This is a genomic window from Comamonas kerstersii (assembly GCF_008801935.1).
GTDB lineage: Bacteria > Pseudomonadota > Gammaproteobacteria > Burkholderiales > Burkholderiaceae_C > Comamonas > Comamonas kerstersii.
This window is the reverse complement of record NZ_VZOT01000015.1, coordinates 1-23,003: the sequence shown is the minus strand read 5'-3', so window position 1 is coordinate 23,003 and position 23,003 is coordinate 1. Positions and strand designations below refer to the sequence as shown.

Annotated in this window: 19 protein-coding genes and 2 tRNA genes; 9 read left to right on the top strand and 12 right to left on the bottom strand. The window is 59.5% G+C overall.

Annotated features, from left to right (window positions below):
- Nucleotides 1–22: 22 nt before the first annotated feature.
- The 3 genes from F7P80_RS14715 to F7P80_RS14705 form a co-directional block, all read right to left on the bottom strand.
- Entirely contained in the window at nt 23–1,006 is a 984-nt protein-coding gene (locus tag F7P80_RS14715; RefSeq protein ID WP_058879721.1) for a Bug family tripartite tricarboxylate transporter substrate binding protein, read from the bottom strand.
- An 83-nt stretch (nt 1,007–1,089) separates the two neighbouring features.
- A complete protein-coding gene (xerD, locus tag F7P80_RS14710; protein WP_058879720.1) occupies nt 1,090–2,004 on the bottom strand; it encodes a site-specific tyrosine recombinase XerD in 915 nt (304 codons plus the stop codon).
- Nucleotides 2,005–2,080: 76 nt separating this feature from the next.
- Nucleotides 2,081–3,046 carry a tripartite tricarboxylate transporter substrate binding protein BugE gene (locus F7P80_RS14705; RefSeq protein WP_054066534.1) on the bottom strand — a complete coding sequence of 322 codons (966 nt, stop codon included), beginning with the start codon at nt 3,044–3,046 and terminating at the stop codon, nt 2,081–2,083.
- 182 nt (nt 3,047–3,228) lie between these two features.
- Here F7P80_RS14705 and F7P80_RS14700 point away from each other — a divergent pair, with 182 nt between their 5' ends.
- The gene (locus F7P80_RS14700) at nt 3,229–4,134 is read left to right on the top strand and encodes an AEC family transporter (protein ID WP_054066535.1); all 906 of its coding nucleotides are present in this window, start codon (nt 3,229–3,231) and stop codon (nt 4,132–4,134) included.
- Between the two features lie 105 nt (nt 4,135–4,239).
- Here F7P80_RS14700 and ppc read toward each other — a convergent pair whose 3' ends face one another.
- Nucleotides 4,240–7,098 carry a phosphoenolpyruvate carboxylase gene (gene ppc / locus F7P80_RS14695; protein ID WP_082669742.1) on the bottom strand — a complete coding sequence of 953 codons (2,859 nt, stop codon included), beginning with the start codon at nt 7,096–7,098 and terminating at the stop codon, nt 4,240–4,242.
- 87 nt (nt 7,099–7,185) lie between these two features.
- Here ppc and hemC point away from each other — a divergent pair, with 87 nt between their 5' ends.
- The 6 genes from hemC (at nt 7,186) to galU (ending at nt 15,341) form a co-directional block, all read left to right on the top strand.
- Nucleotides 7,186–8,118, top strand: coding sequence for a hydroxymethylbilane synthase (hemC, locus tag F7P80_RS14690; RefSeq protein WP_058879871.1), 933 nt, complete (start codon nt 7,186–7,188; stop codon nt 8,116–8,118).
- Nucleotides 8,119–8,129: 11 nt separating this feature from the next.
- On the top strand, nt 8,130–8,915 hold the full coding sequence (locus tag F7P80_RS14685) for a uroporphyrinogen-III synthase (RefSeq protein WP_151045752.1): 786 nt from the start codon (nt 8,130–8,132) through the stop codon (nt 8,913–8,915).
- Entirely contained in the window at nt 8,912–10,006 is a 1,095-nt protein-coding gene (locus F7P80_RS14680; RefSeq protein ID WP_058879719.1) for a uroporphyrinogen-III C-methyltransferase, read from the top strand. The genes F7P80_RS14685 and F7P80_RS14680 overlap by 4 nt, the downstream gene beginning before the upstream one ends.
- Nucleotides 10,007–10,023: 17 nt before the next feature.
- Entirely contained in the window at nt 10,024–11,307 is a 1,284-nt protein-coding gene (locus F7P80_RS14675; protein ID WP_151045780.1) for a heme biosynthesis HemY N-terminal domain-containing protein, read from the top strand.
- Between the two features lie 186 nt (nt 11,308–11,493).
- Entirely contained in the window at nt 11,494–14,376 is a 2,883-nt protein-coding gene (locus tag F7P80_RS14670) for a valine--tRNA ligase (protein WP_151045750.1), read from the top strand.
- Nucleotides 14,377–14,453: 77 nt separating this feature from the next.
- Nucleotides 14,454–15,341, top strand: coding sequence for a UTP--glucose-1-phosphate uridylyltransferase GalU (gene galU, locus F7P80_RS14665; RefSeq protein ID WP_054066539.1), 888 nt, complete (start codon nt 14,454–14,456; stop codon nt 15,339–15,341).
- A 74-nt stretch (nt 15,342–15,415) separates the two neighbouring features.
- Here galU and F7P80_RS14660 read toward each other — a convergent pair whose 3' ends face one another.
- The 3 genes from F7P80_RS14660 to cysM form a co-directional block, all read right to left on the bottom strand.
- A complete protein-coding gene (locus F7P80_RS14660; protein WP_054066540.1) occupies nt 15,416–15,643 on the bottom strand; it encodes a sulfurtransferase TusA family protein in 228 nt (75 codons plus the stop codon).
- Nucleotides 15,644–15,733: 90 nt separating this feature from the next.
- Complete coding sequence (locus F7P80_RS14655; RefSeq protein WP_054066541.1) at nt 15,734–16,345, bottom strand: NUDIX hydrolase; 612 nt, start codon at nt 16,343–16,345, stop codon at nt 15,734–15,736.
- 76 nt (nt 16,346–16,421) lie between these two features.
- Entirely contained in the window at nt 16,422–17,330 is a 909-nt protein-coding gene (cysM, locus tag F7P80_RS14650) for a cysteine synthase CysM (RefSeq protein ID WP_151045748.1), read from the bottom strand.
- 39 nt (nt 17,331–17,369) lie between these two features.
- Between cysM and F7P80_RS14645 the strand changes: the two genes are divergently transcribed.
- Together F7P80_RS14645 and F7P80_RS14640 are read left to right on the top strand one after the other, a co-directional pair.
- A tRNA-Leu gene (locus F7P80_RS14645) sits at nt 17,370–17,454 on the top strand.
- Between the two features lie 42 nt (nt 17,455–17,496).
- Nucleotides 17,497–17,573: transfer RNA gene (locus F7P80_RS14640), tRNA-Met, on the top strand.
- Here the strand turns inward: F7P80_RS14640 and F7P80_RS17445 are convergent.
- From F7P80_RS17445 to bioB, 5 genes are all read right to left on the bottom strand, one after another.
- The gene (locus F7P80_RS17445) at nt 17,530–17,817 is read right to left on the bottom strand and encodes a CoA-transferase (protein ID WP_151045778.1); all 288 of its coding nucleotides are present in this window, start codon (nt 17,815–17,817) and stop codon (nt 17,530–17,532) included. The two genes, F7P80_RS14640 and F7P80_RS17445, sit on opposite strands and share 44 nt — an antisense overlap.
- On the bottom strand, nt 17,814–19,010 hold the full coding sequence (gene bioF / locus F7P80_RS14630) for an 8-amino-7-oxononanoate synthase (RefSeq protein WP_151045776.1): 1,197 nt from the start codon (nt 19,008–19,010) through the stop codon (nt 17,814–17,816). The genes F7P80_RS17445 and bioF overlap by 4 nt, the downstream gene beginning before the upstream one ends.
- Nucleotides 19,010–19,693, bottom strand: a complete 684-nt coding sequence (gene bioD / locus F7P80_RS14625; protein ID WP_151045745.1) for a dethiobiotin synthase — start codon at nt 19,691–19,693, stop codon at nt 19,010–19,012. The genes bioF and bioD overlap by 1 nt, the downstream gene beginning before the upstream one ends.
- A gap of 21 nt (nt 19,694–19,714) precedes the next feature.
- Nucleotides 19,715–21,052 (bottom strand): adenosylmethionine--8-amino-7-oxononanoate transaminase, encoded by a 1,338-nt coding sequence (bioA, locus tag F7P80_RS14620; RefSeq protein ID WP_151045743.1) that lies wholly within the window; start codon nt 21,050–21,052, stop codon nt 19,715–19,717.
- A gap of 133 nt (nt 21,053–21,185) precedes the next feature.
- Complete coding sequence (gene bioB, locus F7P80_RS14615) at nt 21,186–22,238, bottom strand: biotin synthase BioB (RefSeq protein ID WP_077344763.1); 1,053 nt, start codon at nt 22,236–22,238, stop codon at nt 21,186–21,188.
- Between the last annotated feature and the right edge of the window lie 765 nt (nt 22,239–23,003).

The following is a 23,003-nucleotide window of genomic DNA, read 5'->3' as shown; positions in this document are numbered from 1 at the left end:
TTGCGTGCAGAACAATGATGAATCAGTTGGCCTGCAGATTGGCTGCCTTCACAATGCGTGCATTGTTGGCAGACTCCTGAGCAATCTGCTTGGCGAAAGTCTGCGCATCACCGCCCATGGGCACATTGTCTGAGGCTTTGAGCTTGGCCTGAATATCAGGTTCAGCCAATGCCTTGTTCAGCTCCTGGTTCAGGCGCAGCACGATGTCCTGAGGTGTCTTGCCTGGTGCGAAGATACCGAACAGCGAGGTTGTGTTGGCGGCTGGGAAACCCAGCTCTGCCAGCGTAGGCACCTTGGGCATGCTTTCCAGACGCTGAGGCGCACCCACTGCCAGCGGATGCAGCTTGCCTGCCTTGATGTGCTGCATCACGGTAGGGCCGGCGTTGGTAGACAGCACCTCGTACTGCGCGCCCAGCGCGTCATTGAGTTGCTGTCCGCCTCCCTTGTAAGGAATATGGGTGATATCCACCTTGCCTTCGTACTTGATCTGCTCGAGCACGATGTGGCCCAGCGATGCCAGACCAGCCGTAGCCCAGCGAATCACGCCGGGGCTGGCCTTGGACTCTTCCAGCAGCTCCTTGAAGCTGGCAGCACGGTTGGCTGTCGTGCCCAGAATCAGTACCGGCGAATACATCACGCTCACAACGGGGGTGATATCTCTGGCAGGGTCAAAGGGCGTACCATTCAGATGCGGCGTCAAAGCCAGAGGGCTGATGGCCGAAAAGCCGATGGTATAACCATCAGGTGCAGCCTTAGCTACGGCATCCATGCCAATCACGCCACCTGCGCCCGCCCTATTTTCCACCACGACTGGCGTGTTCAGCTGCGTGCTGAGCTTCTCACCCAGTGCGCGTGCCACCACGTCGCTCACACCGCCTCCGGGATAGGCCACAATGATGTGAATGGGTTTGTTCGGCCACTGTGCAGCGTCTGCCCAAGAAACAGCAGGCACTACCGCGGCACACAGTGCGGCGGTGAGCACACCTCGGCGCAAGGCGTTCATGATCGTTACTCCGGATTGACAAATAAATACAATTATCTTGCCAAATCAAAATCACTAAACCAACATCAGCTTTTCTTACTCGCAATTTATCCTCTCGGATGGTGCTTGGCGTGCAGCTGCTGCAGCCGCTCCCGGGCCACATAGGTATAGATGGTGGTGGTTGAAATATCGGCATGCCCCAGCAGCATCTGCACTACACGCAGGTCTGCGCCATGGTTGAGCAAGTGCGTGGCAAACGCGTGGCGCAAGGTGTGCGGAGACAGCGGCGCGGTAATGCCAGCGAGTGCAGCATATTTTTTCACCAGCATCCAGAACATCACACGCGTCATGCCGCTGCCGCGCTGGGTGACAAACAGATCGTGGCTGACCTGCCCGCCCAGAATGACGGCACGCGCCTGCTGCACATAGCGTTGCAGCCAGCTTTGCGCTTCTTCACCAAAGGGCACCAGACGTTCCTTGCGCCCCTTGCCCTCGGTGCGCAGCACCCCGGCCTGCATGTCAACCTGATGCACCTGCAGGCTCACCAGTTCACTCACCCGCAGGCCGCTGGCATACATCAGCTCCAGCATGGCCCTGTCACGCAGGCCCAGCGGCGTGCTGTCATCGGGCGCCAGCAGCAAGGCCTCCACCTGCTGCTGCGTCAGCGTATGCGGCACACGCAAAGGCCGCTTGGCGGCCAGCAGGCGCACAGTCGGGTCGGCCTGCACGCGCTGCTCACGCAATGCCCAGTGGTAAAAGCGCCGCAGCACACTCAGGCTGCGGTTGCTGGAGACAGCTTTCACGCCCTGTGCATGCCGCGCCTGCAGAAAATCTTGCAAGTCATGCTCCTGCGCCTGCAGCAGCGAGCATGCACTTTCCGACTGCGCCAGATGCTGGGCACAGGCCGTCATGTCACGGCGGTAGGCCTGCAAGGTGTTGGTCGACAGACCATCCTCCAGAAACAAGGCCTCGATAAAGTCATCAATCGCCAGCACACTGGCCTGCAATGCAGCATCACTCATGCCGTGATTGTGAACAAAAAAAGGCGCTGCACCTTTCGGATGCAGCGCCCTGGGTACACACCCTGTGTCCAGGAGCTTATTCCAGTGTGAGCTTCTGGTCCTGCACCACCTTGCGGTAGACCTCGTACTCATTCTTGATCTGATCCGCAAACTCCGCTGGGCTGTTGCCTACGACCAGCGAGCCCGTGTCCTCAATGCGCTGACGCACGGCAGGGTCCTGCAGGACTTTCTTGACAGCCACATTGATTTTTTCCACTACCTCTGGCTGCATGCCCTTGGGGCCCAGAATGCCGTAGAAGGCCATGCGGTTCACAGGCTCCAGACCCACTTCCTTGAAGGTGGGGACATCAGGCAGTACGGCCAGACGCTCAGGCGCAGCCACGGCAATGGGTAGCAGGCGCCGGTCCTTGATGAAGGGCAGAGCCGAAGGCAGGTTGTCCAGAATCATGGGCACCTGGCCAGAGACCGTGTCGCTGAGCGCCGGGCCTGCTCCGCGGTAGGGGATATGGGTGATGAAGGTACCAGTCAGGTTCTTGTACAGCTCCATCAGCATGTGCTGAATGCCGCCCGTACCAGAAGAGGCATAGGAGAACTCACCCTTGGAGTTCTTGACCTTGTCTTCAAAGCTCTTGTAGTCGGTCGGGCCAAACTTGGGGTTCACCGCCAGCACATTGGGTGTGGCTGCGATATTGATGACGGGCGTGAAGTCCGTGAGGGTGTTGTAGGGAATCTTGGGGTTGATGGCCGGATTCGTGGCGGTGGTCGACACCGTGGCAATCCCCAGCGAGTACCCATCTGGTGCAGAGCGTGCGGTTTCCTGAGCGCCAATCACGCCGCCACCGCCGCCCTTGTTTTCCACGATCACGGGCTGCCCCAGCTCACGACTCAGAGGATCGGCAATCACGCGCGCAATGATGTCGGTAGTGCCACCAGGCGCAAAGGGCACCAGCAGCTTGATGGGCTTGGACGGATACGCCTGCTGCGCCATGGACGCAGTGCCCAGCAATGCAAAAGCCAGTCCCAGACAGGTACGACGTTTCATAGTAGTCAGCCTCCTCAACTTTTGTAAGTTTGCGTTTAGGGTGGGATGACTCTAGTGGAGCAGGCCGACAAGCGGTGGCATTTTTTGGCCGTTTTTCCTCCGTAAATTCCCTAGCCTTTTCTCCAGGCAAGCTGCCTTGCACAGCCCAGACAGCCATCGGGATAGGAGTAAGCTTCGCCCCCGTGAACTACGCCCAGCTGCTTTTCCCTGACTTTGCCCTGATCTTGCTGGGCTATCTGCTCTGCCGCTTCAGCCCACTCAACCGCCCCATCTGGCACAGCGTGGAAGCGCTGGTGTACTACCTGCTGTTTCCGGTGCTGCTGTTTCACTCCATTGTGAAAAGCCCGCTGCAGTGGGATGCCACCGCCAGCCTGATTGCTGCAGGCATCACCCTGGGGCTGGCAGGTATTGCACTGGCCTACAGCCTGCCTTGGTGGCCGGGCCTGCGCAAAAGCATCGGCGCACGCGACCACGCCTGTGCAGCGCAGGTGGCGTTTCGCTTCAACTCCTTCATCGGGCTGGCACTGGCTGACCGGCTGGCCGGTTCGCAGGGGCTGTTTTTCATCTCGGTGCTGATTGGCTTTTGCGTGCCCATGTTCAACATCGCCGCAGTCTGGCCCATGGCACGCGAGAGCCAGCAGAGCTTCTGGGCACAGCTGGTGCGCAATCCGCTGGTGGTGGCCACGCTGTGCGGCCTGGCAGCGAACCTGCTGGGCTTTCGCATGCCGCAGTGGCTGGAGCCCCCCGTGGCGCGCCTGGGTGCGGCTTCGATTGCGCTGGGCCTGATGTCTGCTGGTGCAGGCATGCAGCTGGGCCTGCTCACCCAGACCAAGCGGTTGAGCGTTTGCGTGCTGGGCATTCGCCACCTGATTCAGCCGCTGGTGGCACTGGGCTGCATTCACCTGTTTGGCCTGCAGGGCGACCAGGCGCTGGTGCTGCTGCTGTTCTCTGCCCTGCCCACGGCCTCTACCTGCTATGTGCTGGCCGCGCGCATGGGTTACAACGGGCCGTATATCGCGGGCCTAGTCACACTCTCTACCGTACTGGGCGTAGTGAGCCTGCCCTATGCGCTGTCGCTGATGCCTTGAATTTCATAGCTGCCAGCGCTTGATCTGCTTATGTTTCAGATATAAAAGCATCTGAAACTATTGCTAATCAAGCGCAAGCAGCTATTTTTTTGAAAGTTTTCAGCCTCAGCCCGTATTGCGCACCCCTGCGGCAATACCGTTGATGGAGATGTGAATACCGTTCTTCAGCCGCTCTTCGGCATGCCCATCGCGCCAGCGGCGCACCAGTTCCACCTGCAGGTGGTGCAGCGGGTCGATGTAGGGGAAGCGATGGCGAATCGAGCGTGCCAGCGCAGGATTGCTAGCCAGACGGTCGGTCTCGCCCGTGATGCGGTTCAGCGCATCCACGGTGCGCAGCCACTCGGCCTCGATCAGCGAGAAGATCTTCTTGCGCAGGCGCTTGTCCTGCACCAGCTCGCTGTAGCGCGAGGCCAGCGCCAGATCGCTCTTGGCCAGCACCATGTCCATGTTCGACAGCAGCGTCTTGAAGAACGGCCACTGGCGGTACATCTTCTGCAGCAGCGCGAGCTGGCGTTTCGGGTCTTCGCCACTGCTTAAAAACGCCTCCACCGCTGCGCCAAAGCCATACCAGCCGGGCAGCGTCAGGCGACATTGCCCCCAGCTGAAGCCCCAGGGAATGGCGCGCAAGTCTTCAATGGCCTGCGTGGCCTTGCGCGATGCAGGGCGTGAGCCGATGTTCAGCTCCGCAATCTCGCGGATCGGCGTAGCACTGAAAAAATAATCCGCAAAGCCCGGCGTCTCATAGACCAGCTTGCGGTAGGCCGCCATGCTGGCCTGCGACAGCTGCTCGGCCGCCTGCAGAAAAGCCTTGCTTGCCGGCTTGGTGGGCTGCAGCAGCGTGGCCTCCAGTGTGGCGGCCACCAGTGTTTCCAGGTTGCGTCGGCCAATTTCAGGGTTGGCGTATTTGGAGGCAATCACCTCGCCCTGCTCGGTCAGGCGAATCTGCCCGCGCACCGTGCCCGGTGGCTGGGCCAGAATGGCCTGGTAGCTTGGTCCACCGCCGCGCCCCACGGTGCCGCCTCGGCCGTGGAACATCCGCAGGCGAATGCCGTGCTGCACGCCCAGTGTGTCAAACAGCTCCACCAGTGCGAGTTCAGCCTGGTACAGCTCCCAGTTGCTGGTGAAGATGCCGCCATCCTTGTTGCTGTCGCTATAGCCCAGCATGATGTCCTGCACGCTGCCCGAGCGCTGCAGCAAAGCAGCCACGCCGGGTATGGCGTAGTAGCGGCGCATGATGTCCGCCGCCGCACGCAGGTCGCCAATGGTCTCGAACAGCGGCACCACGATCAGATCCACCGTGGCCTGGGCATCACCCAGCGTGCCGTGCATCAGCCCCACTTCCTTTTGCAGCAGCAGCACTTCAAGCAGATCGCTCACCGTTTCCGTGTGGCTGATGATGTAGTGGATGATGGCCTGCGCCCCATAGCGCTCGCGCATCTGGCGCGCGGTTTCAAAAATGGCCATTTCGCTGCGCGTGAAGTCGCTGTAGCTGGCTCCCACCACGCGCAAGGGGCGGGCGTCTTCCAGCAGGCGCTGCAACAGGGCGCACTTGGCGGCTTCGTCCAGCTGGGCGTAATCCGGCTCCATGCGTGCAGTCGCCAGCAGTTCGGCCAGCACGGCCTCGTGCTGGTCAGAACTCTGGCGCAAATCCACGGTGGCCAGATGGAAACCAAACACCTGCACGGCGCGTATCAAGGGGTTTAGACGCTGCGCAGCCAGTGCCTCGCCATGGTGCTGCAGCAGTGAGTCATGAATGGTCTGCAGGTCAGCCAGAAACTCCTGCACGCTGGCATAGGCGTTCTGCGGGGGCACCGCATGGCGCGCGGCCTTGCCGCCCGTGAGCTGCTCCAGGGTTGCGGCCAGTCTGGCGTACACGCCTGTCAGCGCGCGGCGGTAGGGCTCGTCCTGACGGTGGAGGTTGGTATCGGGCGAGGCATTGGCCAGCGCCTGCATCGCGGGCGACACCTGCACCAGGCGCGCAGACATGGACAGCTCCGCGCCCAGGTAGTTCACTTCCGTCAGGTAGTGGCGCAGCGCCACTTCGCTCTGGCGGCGCAGTGCCAGCTCCAGGGTCTGCGCCGTCACATTCGGATTGCCGTCGCGGTCGCCCCCAATCCACTGCCCCATGCGCAAAAAACTGTGCACGGCGCGGCCATCGAGCGCCTCTTCCAGCGCGGCGTAGAGCTTGGGCACTTCGCGCAGAAAGGTGGCTTCGTAATAGCTGAGCGCGTTTTCAATCTCGTCGGCCACGGTGAGCTTGGAGTAGCGCAGCAGGCGCGTCTGCCACAGCTGGGCCACACGGGCACGCAGCTGCGCCTCGTTGGCTGCGAGCTGACGCGGCGTGAGCGCATCCCTGGCACTGTTGAACAGCTGGGCACGGGCAAGCATGTCATCCCGCTCCACCAGCAGCTGGGCAATGTCGTGCTCGGCCTGCAAGATGCTCTGGCGCTGCACCTCGGTGGGGTGGGCCGTGAGCACGGGCGAGACATAGGCACTGGCCAGCGTCTGCGCAATCTCATCCGGCGTAATGCCTGCCCAGCGCAGACGCGACAGCGCCACCTCAATGCTGCCTTCCTGCGTATTGCCTGCACGCTCGTGCACTGCACGGCGGCGAATGTGGTGGCGGTCTTCGGCCAGATTGGCCAGGTGCGAGAAATAGGTAAAGGCGCGGATCACGCTCACCGTCTGGTCGGTGCTCAAGTCCTTGAGCAGCTTTTTCAGCGCCTTGTCAGCCGCATGGTCGTGATCGCGGCGAAACGCTACGGACAGCTGGCGCACCTGCTCGATCAGTGCAAATACGGCCTCGCCTTCCTGCTCACGGATGATGTCTCCCAGAATGCGGCCCAGCAGCCGGATATCTTCCAGCAGCGGTAAATCCTTGTCATTGTGGCGTGCAGCAGCGGCCCTGGCAGGCAGATGCGACGCAACATCCCCTTTGTTCTTCTGTGTCTTGACTGCGGTCATATTGGCGAATACTCCTGCCGCTTCATGCGGCAACGCAGCATGCTAGCATCGCCCATTGATCTCAAGGCTGTGGCCGCTGAACCTCTCATGACCGTTGATACCTCTTCTTCCCCTCTTGTGATTGCCACCCGTGAAAGCCGCCTGGCCCTGTGGCAGGCCGAGCATGTGCAGGCCCTGCTGCGCGCACGCGGCCACACCGTGGAACTGCTGGGCATGACCACCAAGGGCGACCAGATTCTGGACCGCACGCTCTCCAAGGTGGGTGGCAAGGGCCTGTTCGTCAAGGAACTGGAAGTGGCGCTGGAAGAAGGCCGTGCCCACATCGCCGTGCACTCGCTCAAGGACGTGCCCATGGACATGCCCGAAGGCTTTGCTCTGGCCTGCGTGATGGAGCGTGAAGACCCGCGCGACGCCTTTGTCTCGCCCCAATACGCCAGTCTGGACGCCCTGCCTCAGGGCGCGGTCGTCGGCACCTCCAGCCTGCGCCGCCAGGTGCTGCTGCAAGCCCTGCGCCCCGATCTGAAGATCGAGCCCCTGCGCGGCAATCTGGACACGCGCCTGCGCAAGCTCGACGCAGGCCAGTACGACGCCATCGTGCTGGCTGCCGCTGGCCTCAAGCGCCTGGGCCTGCACGAGCGCATCCGCACCATCTTTGACGAAAAACAGATGATTCCCGCCGCCGGTCAGGGCGCGCTGGGCATTGAAATTCGCACCGACCGCAAGGACCTGGCCGAGGCGCTGGCTCCGCTGGCCCACATGCCCACCTGGCTGCGCGTAGCCGCAGAGCGCGCTGTGAGCCGTGGCATGGGCGGCAGCTGCTCCGTGCCGCTGGCTGCACACGCAGTGCTCGACGGCACGCAGATGCAGCTGGATGCTGCCTGGGGCGACCCCGAAGGCGTGCAGCCTCTGGTCCGTGTGCAGCAAAGCGCCACGGTGACTACCCTGGCACAGGCCGAGGCACTGGGCGCTGCCGTGGCTGCCCAGCTGCAGGCCAACGGCGCCAAGGTGCAACCCCACTGAAGCCGTACGCCATGCCGACCGTGGTCGTCACCCGCCCGCAGCCCGATGCCGCGCTGTGGGTACAGCAGCTGCAGGATGCTGGCCTGCAGGCCTGCGCCCTGCCCATGATGGTGATTGGCCCCAGCCGCAGCCCGGCTGCCATCGCCAGCCTGCAGCAGACCCTGCCACAGCTGGCGCGCTACCGCGCACTGATGTTTGTCAGCGGCAATGCCGTGCGCTATTTCTTTGCGGCACTGCAGGCACAGGCGATCACGCCCCCTGTGCAGACCCAGTACTGGTCGCCCGGCCCCGGCACCAGCAAGGCCCTGCTTTCTGAAGGAATTTCGGCACAAAGCATTATCCAGCCTGCGCCAGATGCTCCTCAATTTGATTCTGAGGCACTGTGGGCGCAGGCTCGCCACCACATTCAGCCGGGTGACCGGGTACTCATCGTGCGCGGCGGCGATGGCAGCCAGCCCGGTGGCCAGGGCCGCCAGTGGCTGAGTGAGCAGCTGCAGCAGCACGGCGTGCAGATCGACTTTGTTTCGGTCTACGAACGCCAGGCACCGCAAGCCACACCGGCGCTGCTGGCACATATTCAAAGCTTGCGCACCCAGCAGGCGCTGTGGCTGTTCAGCAGTTCCGAATGTGTGCAACATTTGGTGCACTGCCACAGCAGCTGGTCCTGGCAGGCGCATACTGCCTTGATCACCCATCCACGCATTGCCGAGCAGGCACGACAGGCGGGTTTTGGTCAGGTGATCGAGAGCCTGCCGGCCGTGCACAGCATTGCGGCGTCGATAAAATCCCTCGCATGACCTCTTCTGACGGCACTTCCACCCCTTCGCAAGCCGCTCCTGTGGAGCAGCAATATGCCCCCCGCCCCGCCACTCCCGGCTGGACCTGGTTATCTCTGGTGATAGGTGCTGCAGGCCTGGGCTGCAGCGTCATGCTCTGGCAGAAAGTGGATGGCATGCAGGAACAGCTGGCCCGCCAGACTGCGGATGCCGCCACACAGGCTACGGAAGCACGTGCCCTGGCCCGCGAATCACAGGATCTGGTGCGTGACGCCAGTGCCAAGCTCTCCGTCATGGAGATGCGTGTCAACGAAGTCAGCCTGCAACGCGGACAGCTCGATACCCTGGTGCAGAACCTGACCCGCTCACGCGACGACACCCTGCTGGTAGACATTGAATCTGCCATCCGCATGGCCCAGCAACAGGTACAGCTGACGGGCAGCACCGAGCCACTGGTCGCGACGCTGCAAAGCAGCATCAAGCGCATTGAGCGCGCAGCCCAGCCACGTCTTGCACCGGTACAGCAGGCCATGGAAAAAGATCTGGAGCGACTGACCCAGATCAAGGTCACAGACACCGCCGGCTTGCTGGCACGCATCGACGATGTGGTGCACATGGTCGATGACCTGCACGTCAAGAACAGCCCCCCAGTGCCCAAGGAACTGCGCCAGCCGCTGCGTACGGCACCTGAGCCCGATATCTCTGCCGCCGACGAAGCCTCCAGCCCTGCGCAATGGCAGTGGTGGGTGCACTGGGGCCAGCGCATCTGGTTCGGAGTGCGTGAAGAAGCACGCGATCTGCTGCGCGTCAGCCGCATTGACAACCCCGATGCCATGCTAATGGCCCCCGAGCAGGCCTTCTTTGTGCGCGAGAACATCAAGCTCAAGCTGCTCAATGCACGTCTGGCCGTACTGGCGCGCCAGTACGATGCAGCACGTGCCGACATCGGTGCAGCACAGGCCTCGCTGGGCAAGTACTTTGACAGCAACTCCCGCCGCATCCACCAGGCCCAGGCCGTGCTGGCACAACTGCAGACCCATATGCAGGCCAGCCAGCAGCCTTCGCTGGACGATACGCTGACCGCTCTGTCCACGGCTGCTGCCGCACTCTGAAAGGAGAGATGCCCATGATCCGTGCAGCCCTGTGGTTTGTCGGTCTGTTTGCCCTGGCCGTTGCCATTGCCCTGTTCGCAGGCAACAACGAGGGCATGGTCAGCCTGTTCTGGTCACCCTACCGCGTCGATATCTCGCTGAACATGCTGCTGCTGGCGCTGCTGGCCACGTTTGCCATCGGCTATGCGGCACTGCGCGCCTTCTCTGCACTGCTCATGCTGCCCCAGAACGCCAAGCGCTGGCGCCAGCAGCAAAAGGAGCGCCAGATGTACCTGGCCTTCGTCGAGAGTTTTTCCCACCTGCAGGCAGGCCGCTATGTACGCGCCAGCAAGTCGGCGCAGACCTTGCTCAAGCTCAGCGATGAGCTGCGCAATGAACACGCCAAGGTTCCCCAAGACTCCACCATGCGCGCCATTGCCCATATGTTTGCCGCCGACAGCGCGCACGCTCTGCGCAATGTGGAAGAGCGTGACCGCCACTACGCCCAGGCGCTGGAAGATGTGCCGCTCAACGGCAGCCAGCAGCAGCAGGAAGTGCGCGAAGGTGCGCAGATGCGTGCTGCGCGCTGGGCGCTGGACGACCGCGACCCGCAGGAAGCCCTGCGCCGCCTGGACCAGCTTGCTCCCGGCGCCAAGCGCCGCACCATGGCGCTGCGCATCAAGCTCAAGGCCGGTCGCCTGGCGCGGGAAGTGCAGACCTCGCTGGAGACTGCGCGCCTGCTGTACAAGCACGGTGGCCTGTCTACCGAGGCAGCCAGCGGTATTGTCCGCAGCCTGCTGCAGGAGCAGCTGCACGACACCCATGACAGCGCCCAGGTACAGCAACTGTGGAGCGATCTGCCCAGCGTGGAACGCCAGGATGCAGACATTGTGCTGAGCTTTGCCCAGCGCTGGCTGTATGTAGGTGGAGACAGTACGACCGCACGCAGCTGGCTGCTGCCGCTGTGGGAGCGCTATGTACAGTCCCCCAGACAGATGCATGCAGGCCAGCAGCAACGCCTCTTCATGTGCCTGCAGCAGGCGCTGGAAGATCTGGATGCAGACTGGCTGGCACGCATTGAATCAGCCCAGCGCGCTGCGCCACAGGATGCGCTGCTGCAGTATCTGGCCGGTATGGCCTGTGTGCAGCGCCAGCTGTGGGGCAAGGGCGAGCAACTGCTGCGCCAGGCGCTGCAGCGCCTGCAGGAGCCCGCACTGCGCACCCAGAGCTGGAAAGCCCTGGCCCTGCTGGCCGAGCAGCGCGAAGACCATGCCGCAGCCGCCCATGCCTGGCGCGAAGCCGCGCTGCAGCAGACGGCATGACTTTCAAAACCATAGCTACCAAGGCTTTATGCATCTGCGCTGGAACCCATTACAGCGCAAAACAATGCCCCACCCTGACTGGTGCAGGAACGGGGTCGCTAAAATCCTTGGTAATCCGTCATTTCAGCTACTAGCTACCAGACGGCATCCCGCAAGCAGGATGCCGTTTTCATTTGCAAACACGCCATGAGTGAATCCATTGCCCAGCCAGGCCTGAACAGCCTGTCCAAATCCTTTGAACCTGCTGCCCTCGAAGCCCACTGGGGCCCAGAATGGGAAAAGCGCGGTTATGGCGCTGCAGGCGTACGCGGCACAGGCAAGCCTGATGCCAGCCAGCCTGCGTTTGCCATCCAGCTGCCACCACCCAATGTGACTGGCACGCTGCACATGGGCCACGCGTTCAACCAGACCATCATGGACTCGCTGACGCGCTATCACCGCATGAAGGGCTACAACACGGCCTGGATTCCCGGCACCGACCACGCTGGCATTGCCACCCAGATCGTGGTGGAGCGTCAGCTGCAAACGCAAGGCGTGAGCCGCTATGACCTGGGCCGTGACGAGTTCGTCAAGAAGATCTGGGAGTGGAAGGAAAAGTCCGGCAACACCATCACCACCCAGATGCGCCGCATGGGCGACACCGTGGACTGGAGCCGCGAATACTTCACCATGGACGACAAGCTGTCCAAGGTCGTGACCGAGACTTTTGTGCGTCTGTATCAGCAAGGTCTGATCTACCGTGGCAAGCGCCTGGTGAACTGGGACCCTGTGCTGCAGTCCGCCGTGTCTGACCTGGAAGTGGAAAACCAGGAAAAAGACGGAAGCCTCTGGCACATCGCCTACCCTCTGACCGATGGCTCTGGTCAGCTGGTGGTGGCGACCACCCGACCCGAAACCATGCTGGGCGACGTGGCCGTCATGGTGCACCCAGAAGACGAGCGCTACAAGCACCTGATTGGCAAGACCGTGACTTTGCCGCTGGTGGGCCGCGAAATCCCCGTGATTGCCGACGAGTACGTGGACAAGGAATTCGGCACCGGCGTGGTGAAGGTCACCCCTGCCCATGACCAGAACGACTACCAGGTCGGCCTGCGCCACAACCTGCCCATGATCTGCGTGCTGGACCTGACCGCCAAGATCAACCACGAAGCCCCCGAGAAATACCGTGGCATGGACCGCTTTGTGGCCCGCAAGGCCATCGTGGCGGATCTGGAAGAACTGGGCCTGCTGGTCGAGATCAAGAAGCACAAGCTGATGGTGCCCATCTGCGACCGTACCGGCCAGGTGATCGAGCCCATGCTGACCGACCAGTGGTTCATGGCCATGAACAAGGTCGGCGAAGGCGATGCTACCGGCAAGTCCATTGCACAGAAAGCCATCGACGCTGTGGCCAATGGCGACGTGAAGTTTGTGCCCGAGAACTGGGTCAACACCTACAACCAGTGGATGAACAACATCCAGGACTGGTGCATCTCGCGCCAGCTGTGGTGGGGTCACCAGATTCCTGCGTGGTATGACGAAGAAGGCAATGTCTACGTTGCCCGCAACGAAGCAGAAGCGCAAGCGCAGGCCCCCGGCAAGCAGCTGCGCCGCGATGCCGACGTGCTGGACACCTGGTACTCGTCCGCCCTCGTGCCCTTCAGCACCATGGGCTGGCCCAACCAGACCGATGCCGCTGATGACGACTTCAACCTGTACCTGCCCTCCTCCGTGCTGGTGACGGGCTACGACATCATCTTCTTCTGGGTGGCGCGCATGATCATGATGACCACGCACTTCACCGGTCGCGTGCCATTCAAGCATGTCTACATCCACGGCCTGGTGCGTGATGCACAGGGCAAGAAGATGTCCAAGTCCGAAGGCAATGTGCTGGACCCCGTGGACCTGATCGACGGTATTGCACTGGAGCCCCTGCTCGAGAAGCGCACCACCGGCCTGCGCAAGCCCGAGACCGCACCGCAAGTGCGCAAGAACACGCAAAAGGAATTCCCAGAAGGCATTCCCGCCTACGGTGCAGACGCGCTGCGCTTTACATTTGCCGCACTGGCATCGCTGGGCCGCTCCATCAACTTTGACAGCAAGCGCTGCGAGGGCTACCGCAACTTCTGCAACAAGCTGTGGAATGCGTCCCGCTTTGTGCTGATGAACTGCGAAGGTTACGACTGCGGTCTGCTGCCCCACGACAAGTCGGCCTGCGGCACAGAAAAAGCCTATATGCAGTTCAGCCAGCCTGACCGCTGGATCGTCTCGCAGCTGCAAAAGGTGGAAGCCGAAATCGCCAAGGGCTTTGCCGAGTACCGTCTGGACAACGTCGCTAACACTATCTACGACTTTGTCTGGAACGAGTTCTGCGATTGGTATCTGGAAATTGCCAAGGTGCAGATCCAGAACGGCAGCGAAGCCCAGCAGCGCGCCACACGCCACACGCTGATCCGCGTGCTGGAAACCATTTTGCGTCTGGCCCACCCCATCATCCCCTTTGTCACCGAAGAGCTGTGGCAGAAAGTGGCACCTGTGGCAGGCCGCGAAGGTGCATCGATTGCTGTGGCTGCCTACCCCGAAGCCCAGCCCGAGAAGATCGACGAGGCTTCCATCGCCTACGTGGAACGCATCAAGGCCATGGTGGACAGCTGCCGCACGCTGCGTGGTGAAATGGGCGTCTCCCCCGCCCAGCGCCTGCCTCTGCTGGTCATGGGCGACAACGCCGAAGCTGCAGAGTTCCTGCGTGCCAACGCTGCCGTGCTGAAGAACCTGGCCAAGCTCAGCGACGTCAAGGTGTTTGAAGATGAAGCTGCATGGCAGGCCGAAGCGCAGTCTGCACCTGTGTCCGTGGTGGGCGATGCCCGTCTGGCCCTGTTTGTGGAAATTGACGTGGAAGCCGAAAAGGCCCGTCTGACCAAGGAAGCAAAGCGCCTGGAAGGCGAAATCGCCAAGGCCAACGGCAAGCTGAGCAACGAAGCCTTCTGCGCCAAGGCCCCTGCCGCCGTGCTGGAGCAGGAGAAAAAGCGCGTTGCTGACTTTGGCGCCACACTGGCCCGCATTCAGGAGCAACTGGCCCGTCTGGGCTGATATGCTTCGTCGTTGAGCAACAAAAAGGCGCAGTTCTCTGCGCCTTTTTTCCATCCAGAACAAGAAGGATTAAGACCATGTCCAACCAAACCCCAGTTCGCAAAGCTGTTTTTCCTGTCGCTGGTCTTGGCACCCGCTTTTTGCCTGCCACCAAGGCATCACCCAAGGAGATGCTGCCCGTGGTGGACAAACCCCTGATCCAGTACGCCGTGGAAGAAGCCTATGAAGCAGGCATTCGCGACATGGTGTTCGTCACCGGCCGCAGCAAGCGCGCGATTGAAGACCATTTCGACACCGCCTACGAACTGGAAAACGAACTCGAGCGCGCTGGCAAACATGCCATGCTGGACCTGGTGCGCAGCATTGCCCCTGCAGACATGAACTGCCTGTTTGTGCGCCAGCCCCGCTCGCTGGGCCTGGGCCACGCCGTGCTGTGTGCAGAGCCGCTGGTGGGCAACGAGCCCTTTGCCGTCATCCTGGCCGATGACCTGATGCGCGGCGAAGCTGGTGGCCCCGGCGTGATGAAACAGATGGTCGACGCCTTTGCCAAGCAAGGCCGCTCACTGCTGGCCGTGCAGGAAGTGCCACAGGAGCACACCAAGCGCTATGGCATTGTCAAGGGCGAGCCAGCTGGCGGCCCCTTGATGCGTATTGACCAGATCGTAGAAAAACCCGCTCCCGAAGTGGCGCCCTCTCGCATGGGCGTGGCTGGCCGCTATGTGCTGACACCACGCATCTTTGAGGAAATCCGCAACCAGCCCAAGGGCGTGGGCGGAGAAATCCAGCTGACCGATGCCATCGAGCGCCTGATGCAGCACGAGGCCGTCTACGCTTACCAGTACATCGGCAAGCGCTATGACTGCGGTAGCAAGGAAGGCTTTCTGGAAGCCACGGTCGAGCTGGCGCTGCAGCACCCCGATGTGGGCGCGCATTTCCGTGACTACCTCAAAAATCTGAGCATCTAACGCTGGATTTTCAAGCGTTTCCAATACAAAAGGCCTGCAAATGCAGGCCTTTCTTGCGTAAGCAGCTCTTATTTTTAACGGCGGCGCAGGATGTGGATGAATTCATCACCCACTGTCTCCTGCTGCACCAGCTCATTGCCGGTCTGCTTGGCAAAGGCCTGAAAGTCCTTGAGCGAGCCGGTATCCGTGGCCACCACCTTCAGCAGCTCACCACTGCTCATGGCGGCCAGGGCTTTCTTGGCCTTGAGGATAGGCAGGGGGCAATTCAGACCGCGTGTGTCAATTTCCTGGTGAATTTCCATGACTGAGATTCCTTTTACTGCCTGCATTGTAGGCAGCGCAGCAAATCCATAGTCCGTGCACGCATGTGGCGTACGGCAACACTCCCATGCCTACACCGCAGGCGGCAGCATAAAGCGGCCATCCTCGGCCCAGTATTGCGGCGGCCACTTGGCAGGATCAGGCTCTGGCGACTGATTGGGCCGGAAAGCGCCAAACTGTGGCTCCAGCCCCTTGCTGCGAATCCAGTGTGCCAGCGCATAGCCTGTACCCGATGGCCAGCAGCGCGCCTCCTGTGCGCTCTTCCACTGATACTCCACCAGCTCTGGCGAAAGACGCACTTCGCCCTCTACACGCACGTGGTAGGCAATCAGCACCTGGTTCATGCGCAGGAACTCCCACGAACCCAGTATGCGCAGCGCTTTCACGCGCAAGCCGGTTTCCTCGAGCACCTCACGGCAAATCCCGGCCTCTGGCGACTCACCGGCCTCCATAAAGCCCGTGATCAGGCCGAACATGCCTTCCTGCCACAGTGCATTGCGCGCCAGCAGTACCTGCTCTGCATCATTTTCCACCACCGCAGCCAGCACGGGCGTGGGGTTGCCCCAGTGCGTCCAGTCACAGGCCGGGCAGCGCAGCCGCGCTTTCATTCCACTGTCTTCCTGCTGCGACCTCCACTGCAAAGGCGTGGCACAGCTGGGGCAAAAACGCATTTCATGGCTCATGGAGCAGCTTTCCTTGTAGGTATGGGCGATAAAAAAGGCCGCAGCAGCGCGACCTTTTGCTTGTGGTGAAGCTCAATCAGGCGGGGAATACGCCCGTTGAGAGATAGCGGTCACCACGGTCACAGACGATGAACACAATGGTGGCGTTCTGCTCGCGCTTGGCAATCTCCTGCGCGACCCAGCAGGCACCTGCGGCAGAAATGCCTGCGAAGATGCCTTCTTCACGCGCCATGCGGCGGCACATGTCTTCTGCATCATCCTGGCTCACATAGACCAGCTCGTCCACCAGGCTGGCGTCGTAAATCTTGGGCAGGTATTCCTCCGGCCACTTGCGAATGCCCGGAATGCGTGAGCCTTCCGAAGGCTGGGCACCGATGATCTTGACGTTGGGGTTCTTTTCCTTGAGGAACTTGGCCACGCCTGTGATGGTGCCGGTCGTGCCCATGGCGCTCACAAAGTGGGTCACCTCACCACCGGTCTGCTCCCAGATCTCGGGGCCTGTGGTCTCATAGTGCGCACGGGGGTTGTCTTCATTGGCAAACTGGTCCAGCACCACACCCTTGTCCTGTGCCACCATCTGATCGGCCAGGTCGCGTGCGTATTCCATGCCGCCGCTCTTGGGCGTGAGGATCAGCTCCGCACCATAAGCCTTCATGGTCTGGGCACGCTCAATGGACAAGTCCTCAGGCATGATCAGCACCATGCGATAGCCCTTGATGGCAGCAGCCATGGCCAGTGCAATACCGGTGTTGCCCGATGTGGCTTCGATCAAGGTGTCGCCAGGCTTGATCTCGCCGCGCTCCTCAGCACGCTGAATCATGGACAGTGCAGGACGGTCCTTGACCGAACCTGCAGGATTGTTGCCTTCCAGCTTGCCCAGCACCACGTTGCCGCGCTGCGCATTGGCTGCAGCCTCGATACGCTGCAAAGCGACCAGCGGCGTTGAACCGATGGCTGCTTCAATCGAAGAATATTTTTTTTGCATCCCGTAAATGTGCCATAATTCCGGCCACGCACTGATGACGCCCGGGTGGTGGAATTGGTAGACGCAGCGGACTCAAAATCCGCCGCCGCAAGGCGTGCCGGTTCGATTCCGGCCCCGGGCACCACAGCACAAGTTTGCTAGCGTCGTCATCATGCATCAAAATTACCGCGAGGTGGAGCAGTCTGGTAGCTCGTTGGGCTCATAACCCAAAGGTCGTTGGTTCAAATCCGGCCCTCGCAACCACATAAAAAGCCTTGGTGAATCCATGTTCACCAAGGCTTTTTTCTTGTCTATTTCTGCAGCTACCAGAAATGTCAGGTCCCGCACCATGGCTCACCACTGTCAACTCTTTCGCACCGTTTTCAACGAGTGCCTGAATCAGTAGTTCAGGTGCACCAGCTTGCTCAAAGCCACTCACCAACACGGTATCCCCATCAGATACGTGCCCAATCGCTACGGACAAATCACTTGAGATCTTGTTAATCATCGCGACCGACCAGCGATTTCTTGCAAAGCGTTCACCAACTGCACGATATCTTGAGGGGTATGGGCGGCCGACAAAGCGATGCGCAAGCGTGCGGTACCTGCAGCGACGGTAGGTGGGCGAATAGCAGGCACCCAAATGCTGCGTTCTCGCAGTGCCTCCATCAGTTGTAGTGCCTTGCTGTTGTCACCAATGACCAGAGCTTGAATAGGCGTGTTCGATGGCAATAGCTGCCAGCCTGTCATGGCTAAAACTGGCGCTAAACCAGCGCGCAACTGCGCAATACGCGCTTGCAATTGGCTGCGTAAATGGTCGCCTTCTTCCATCGCTGACAAACTCTGTTGCAGCGCTCGCGCCAACATCCCTGGAGCGGCTGTTGCAAAGGTGTAGCTGCGCGTACGCTGCAACAACCATTCGATCAGAGTATTACTGCCGGCCACAAAACCACCTGCAACACCCGCAGATTTGCTGAGCGTACCCATATACAGCACGCGAGGGCTGGCATTCGTGCCAGTTAGGCCAGCAGCAGCCAAGCTGCCACGCCCTTGGGGGCCGCAAATACCGAAACCATGGGCGTCATCGAGCATCAGTAGTGCGTCATAACGCTCGCACAATGCCACCAGCGCGCGGATGTCTGCAACGTCCCCATCCATGCTGAAAACGGCATCACTGATCACCAATTTTCGGCGATGTGAACTAGCGGCAAGTCGACACTCTAAATCAGCAAGGTCAGTGTGCTCATAGCGGTGAATGCTGGCGCGTGAGAGGCGGCAGCCGTCTATCAAACTGGCGTGATTCAGTGCATCGGAAAAAATAGCATCATCTGCCCCCACTAGGGCGGGTATCACGCTGACATTGGTCGCAAAACCCGCATAGAAATACAAAGCACGAGGAAGTTGAACATAACTGGCCAGTGCCTCCTCCAATTGCGCATTGGCGGTACTGTGGCCGTTAACCATCGGGGATCCCCCAGCGCCTACGCCGAACTCCAAAGCGCCTTGGCGAGCAGCCTCGATCAGCGCGGGGTGTTGTGACAGACCCAGATAGTCATTGCTGCAAAACTGCAGCATTGGCTGGCCATTCACTTTGACATGCGCCCCCCCCGCAGGCACTACCTCACGCCTGTGTCGCTGCAAGTGCTGGTCTTGCAGTTTTTGCAATTGCTGGGGCAAGGCTTGCAACCAAGAGTCAGGCATTAAGGCTTGCATGTCCACTCCTTGGGTAGATGCACAGTGATGGTGCTGGCATCAGGCTGCGCCTGCCATGGGATATCAGCCAACAAGGGAGCACCTATGTGTGCCCGCAGATAATTCATGTTGGCCTCGGGCTCCAGCATGTGTGGGTCCACATGGCTGGCAATCCAGCCCGCCAACTGCAGCCCACTGGCGCGAATGGCATCCGCAGTGAGCAACGCATGGTTGAGACACCCCAAGCGCATGCCCACCACCAAGACCACCGGCAATTGCAGCGCCAAAGCCAGATCTGCAATGCGCAAGCTGGGTGACAAAGGCACCTGCCAGCCTCCAGCCCCCTCCACTACGATGGCGTCAGCCTGCTGGTGCAAAGCTTGGAACGCCGCGAGAATTGGGGGCAGTGTGACGACCACCTTCGCCCGCTCAGCGGCGATGTGGGGGGAGACTGGATCGGCCAGTAAGAATGGGTTATCTAAAGAAGCGGCCACCTTCAATGTGCTGGCAGTGCGCAGGGCAATGCTGTCTTCATTTGCCCACCCGGCCTGCCCATCGCGCTGTGCGCCAGAGGCTACAGGTTTCATACCCACCACGCGTGGGTGATGCTGCGCAAGTGCATGCAGCAGGGCACAACTGGAAAGCGTTTTACCGACCCCGGTATCGGTGCCGGTGACAAAACAAGCGATCATAGAAATTACCCCTATCAGGTATTAAATCAATGGATACTGCTGCGCCTCTTGCGCCAAGCAGTCCTCAAGTGCTGCGAGCATTTGGCTAGACAGGTGTTGCACCTCTTTGGCTTGCAACACATAAGGCGGCATACAGTACAAGGTGTTGCCAATAGGACGTAGCAACAGCCCACGAGCCTTTGCGGCAGCGTGATAGCACTGGGCAAAATTTGGCAAAGTGGTATCTATGTCCCAAGCCCACACCATCCCCAAATGGCGTGCATGTCGCACCCGTTGATGGGTAGTGAGGGGAAGGAATGCTGCACTCAGTTGCTTTGCCAACTCTTGGTTTTCTTTCAGTGCATTGCGTTTTTCAAAAAGCTCCAAGGTGGCCAATGCTGCGCGGCACGCCAAAGGATTGCCTGTGTACGAATGTGAGTGCAAAAACGCGCGAGCAGTGTCTGTTCCATAAAAAGCTTGGTAGACATCCTCCGTGGTGAGCACTGCCGACAAAGGCAATGTGCCGCCCGTCAAACCTTTGGATAAGCAGATGAAATCTGGTCGAATGCCTGCCTGCTGGTGAGCAAACATGCTGCCTGTGCGCCCAAAGCCAGTGGCAATTTCATCGACCACCAAATGCACTTGATAGCGGGTGCACATCTCACGCGCCAAGCGCAAGTACAGTGGGTCATACATCACCATGCCAGCTGCGCACTGTAATAAGGGCTCCACTACCAAAGCGGCGGTATGCGCGTGGTGCTGTTGCAGCCACACCTCCAGCTTGGCCGCAGCGCGTCGCGCTACATCAGCGGCAGACTCTCCCGGCAAGGCTTGTCTTTTATCCGGGCTTGGCACGGTGGCAGACAGGCGCAGTAAAGGTGCGTAGGCGCTGCGGAATATCTCTACATCCGTGATAGAGAGCGCACCCACAGTTTCTCCGTGATAACCACCGGCCAAACCAACAAAGCTATTTTTTTCAGGTTGCCCGCTATTGCGCCAGTAATGAGCGCTCATTTTGAGTGCCATCTCTGTTGCGGAAGCTCCGTCACTTCCAAAACTCGCATGACCGAGCCCAGTCAGCGCAGCCAACCTTTCAGACAACTCCACGACAGGGGCATGGGTGCAACCAGCTAACATCACGTGGTCCAGTTGCTTCAGTTGCTGCGTGAGTGCTTCGCGGATATGCGGATGGCTGTGACCAAACAGATTGACCCACCATGAGCTGATCGCATCCAAATAACGATGGCCTTGCGTGTCGTACAGCCAAGTTCCTTCAGCGCGATCGATGGCCAGCAAAGGCTCATGCTCGTGTCGCTTCATTGGGGTACAAGGGTGCCAAACAGCAGCTAGGCTGCGCTCAGCGAGTGATGATGTAGACATAGATGTCTCCTTGCGCAGGCAAAGCTGCGCCGTGACGGCCGCTTATTTAGCACGTCATACAGACTTAAAGGTGGGGGGAGTGGATGACGCTAGTGAGGTCTGCGCCTTTGCTTCAACGCGGTAGAGCTAGCAACTATTTGGCGTGAGCAGTTATGCGCAGCCCCTTAAGCCCAAGCTTTTGCATCAACTGTGTGTCGGCTTCAACATCAGGGTTACCCGTCACTAAGAGCTTGTCGCCGTAGAAAATGGAGTTGGCTCCAGCCATGAAGCACAAAGCCTGCACCGCTTCACCTAATTGCTGACGACCTGCAGATAGGCGAACGCGTGCTTTGGGCATGGTGATACGAGCTACAGCAATCACCCGCACAAAGTCCAAGGGGTCGACGGGATCACTGTCCGCCAAGGGTGTACCAGGCACACGCACCAAGCTGTTGATAGGCACTGATTCTGGGTAAGGCTCCATATTGGCAAGCTGCGCAATCAATCCTGCGCGGTGCACTGGTGCTTCACCCATCCCAATGATGCCGCCGCAGCACACACTGATGCCTGCATTACGCACAGCAGATAAGGTGTCGAGCCGGTCTTGGTACTGCCGCGTGCTCACCACGTCTTGGTAATACTCTGGTGCAGTGTCCAGGTTGTGGTTGTAGTAGTCCAACCCAGCGCTACGCAAAGATTGAGCTTGATGTGGCTGCAACATACCCAGCGTGGCACAGGTTTGCATTCCTAGCCCTTTGACAGCAGCGATCAGCTCATTCATTTTTTCGATGTCGCGATCCTTGGGAGCACGCCATGCAGCTCCCATGCAAAAGCGTGTGGCTCCTGCAATTTGCGCAGCTTTGGCGGCACGCGTGACTTCTTCCACGCTCATCAATTTCTCTGCTTTCACGCCGGTATCAAACTCCGCTGACTGTGGGCAATATCCACAGTTCTCTGGACATCCGCCGGTCTTCACAGACAGCAAAGTCGCCAACTCAATTTCACCTTCCGGCCAATGTTCACGGTGCACGCTTTGTGCTTTGAACATCAAATCCATGAAGGGCCAATCCAGCAATTGCTGCACAGCCTCTACAGGCCATCGCTGTGCAGCCGCATCAGCAGTCGTACGGACTACAGGCTGGTGGAAATTCACCGTTTGGCTGGTTACGGAAGAGACATCGGGAGATGTGCAAGAAGTGTGTGACATGAGAAATAAATCCTCTGAAAAGGTATCCCATTCATTGTCAGCACAAAAAAACCTCTGCAGATCTACCGCTCGTCCTACATATACCGAAATTACTATTGCGCGAAATTTGTCTATTTTTAGCTGAAATTTTTCAGAATTTAAAAGGAGATAGACACAAATTACTAAACCAATCCTTCATCATCGGTGAAAATTAGTTGATCTCCTGCCATCTTGCGCATATTCAGAATTTAGTTTCATTCAAATTAAGCGTATTTAAAGACATATAGAGTATTTTTTATTGAAAATTTAGATGATTTAGGCGGAAAACCAGAAAATTTCCGCATTATGAAATGTAATATTGTGTGACAATTCTCTTTTGTGTATTGATCGGCCTATTTATCGCACTAGCACATGAGGCCAATAAACCTATGTTGCGTACTTTCGCTCAGAGGCTGATGCCCCATACATGCTCATCACCGGCGATCTAGGCAATTGCTGTCATCTGGCACCCATGGAGAATGGAACACTACGCGCCTGCAAACTAAGGAACCTCTGCATAACTCGATTTCAAGCGTGATAGTGCTTGAACGAGTGTGATGTTCCCTTGCCCCTGGCACTCAAGATGCCCGCGTTTCGCGGGCATCTTGCTTTTTATGCACCCACACCAGGTTTGGATTGGCTGTTTTTCAGCAAACGGCCACGGGCCATCCACAAGTTCGCCAAGGCAAACAGGGTATGCAATTGCTGCGTGTTCTTTCTCAAGCCTCGGTAGCGAACTTTGACGTG